Annotated in this window: 1 protein-coding gene and 1 pseudogene; one reads left to right on the top strand and one right to left on the bottom strand. The window is 74.3% G+C overall.

All coding sequences use genetic code 11. The annotated features are described in order from the left end of the window. Nucleotides 1–128: 128 nt before the first annotated feature. A pseudogene (locus tag BN2279_RS09575) lies at nucleotides 129–1,103 on the bottom strand (FAD-dependent oxidoreductase); the annotation flags it as partial. Nucleotides 1,104–1,321: 218 nt separating this feature from the next. Between BN2279_RS09575 and BN2279_RS09570 the strand changes: the two are divergent. Continuing rightward, on the top strand, nucleotides 1,322–1,616 hold a 295-nt coding region (locus BN2279_RS09570), incomplete at its 3' end, for a DUF6214 family protein (RefSeq protein WP_234347696.1).

Raw genomic sequence — 1,616 nt, 5'->3', positions numbered from 1 at the left:
TTTCAGTCTTGATCACTCGTCCGTTGTTAGACCTGCTACTCACTGTGCATCCGTCTCCCCTGTCGTCTTTTGTTCTAAGCACTCCGCACCCCCCCACCGACTCACCCGCCCTCGCGGGGCGGCCCCGCCGGTGGTGAAAGGTAGCCCACCGAGCGCAGCACCAGCCCCGCCTCGATGTCCACCCGCTCACCGGTGCCCGTCACCCGGCCGGAGGCGTCCACCGCCGTCCGCTCGAACCGCACCCCGGCCACCGCGCCCCGCCCGTCGTCCAGGATCTCCACCGGGCGCAGGAAGAACCGCAGATGGATCCGGCGGGCGGCGGCCCCGGCCGGTGCCCCGGCCCAGCCGCGCAGCGCCGCCACGTTCCGCCGCGCGGTCGCCGACAGGCCGGACGGATCGGCGTACCCGGGGTCGGCCGCCAGCTCCTCCTCCCGCACCACGACGTCCGCGCCCGGCAGCGTGCCCAGCTCCCGCAGCTCCTTGGTGGTGAACTTCGCCTGCGACGGCCCCCGCCGCCCCACCACGTACACGTCCGTCACCGCGCTGACCGCCAGCGCGTCCAGCGGACCCTGCGGGATGTCGGTGGCCCGCAGCTCGTCCACCCCCCGCGCCAGCACCCGCGCCACGTCCACCGCGACATTGCCCACGCCGATCACCACGGCAGCGCGCCCGCCCAGCGGGAAACCCCGGCCCGTCGCGTCCGGGTGGGCGCTGTACCAGGAGACGAAGTCGGTCGCCGAACAGCTTCCCGCCAGGTCCTCGCCGGGAATCCCCAGCCGCCGGTCGCGGGCGGCGCCCACGCAGTAGACCACCGCGTGGTAGAGGCCGAGCAGCTCCCGCGCGGCGATCCCGCCGTCGCCCACCGGGACGTTGCCCAGGAAACGGACACCCGGCCGTTCGAGCACCTGGCGCAGGTTGTTCTGCAACGACTTGATCTTCTCGTGGTCGGGCGCCACGCCGTACCGCACCAGACCGTAGGGACAGGGCAGACGGTCCAGCACGTCCACCGCCAGGGGAACGGGCGAGGCGTCCCGCTGATCGAGCAGGGACTGAGCGGTGTACACCCCGCTCGGCCCGGATCCGACAACCGCGATGCGAAGCACGTCAGGACTCCTAGGACCGCCGAAGGGGGACGGACGCCCTCAGCATGGCACCGAACGGCGCGGGGCGGGAGTGCGCTGTCGGGGTGCTGTCGCGGCGGCCGTGCGCGCCGCCCGGCGCCGGCGGGGCCCGCGCGGTCTAGGTTGCCTCCGTGGTGAAGAGTAGCTTTTCCGGCTTTCCGGGCGGCCATCAGTCGAACGGCCCCAGCCCGGTGTGGCCCGTGTGGGAGCTGCGGGGCCACGGATCCGCCGCCCCGCCCGCGGCGGGCGACGGGCTCCCGCCGTGGTTCAGCGTCGGTCTCGTCTTCGCCGACGGCACCCGCATCGAGCTGCTCGCGCCGGTCCGCGAGGGGCGGGTGCTCATCGAGGACATGCGCGCGGACCCGCCGCTGCCGGTGGACGGGTTCGGCACCCTCCCCGCCTGGCTCGCGGAGCCGCTGAGCGGCGCCTGCGAGGTCATCACCGGCCGCTACGGGTCGGCGGTGGCGTCCCCGGCCGGTCCGGGCCCGCGGGGAG

The sequence above is a fragment of the Streptomyces specialis genome (genome assembly GCF_001493375.1).
Lineage (GTDB): Bacteria > Actinomycetota > Actinomycetes > Streptomycetales > Streptomycetaceae > Streptomyces > Streptomyces specialis.
This window is presented reverse-complemented; position numbering and strand designations above follow the sequence as displayed.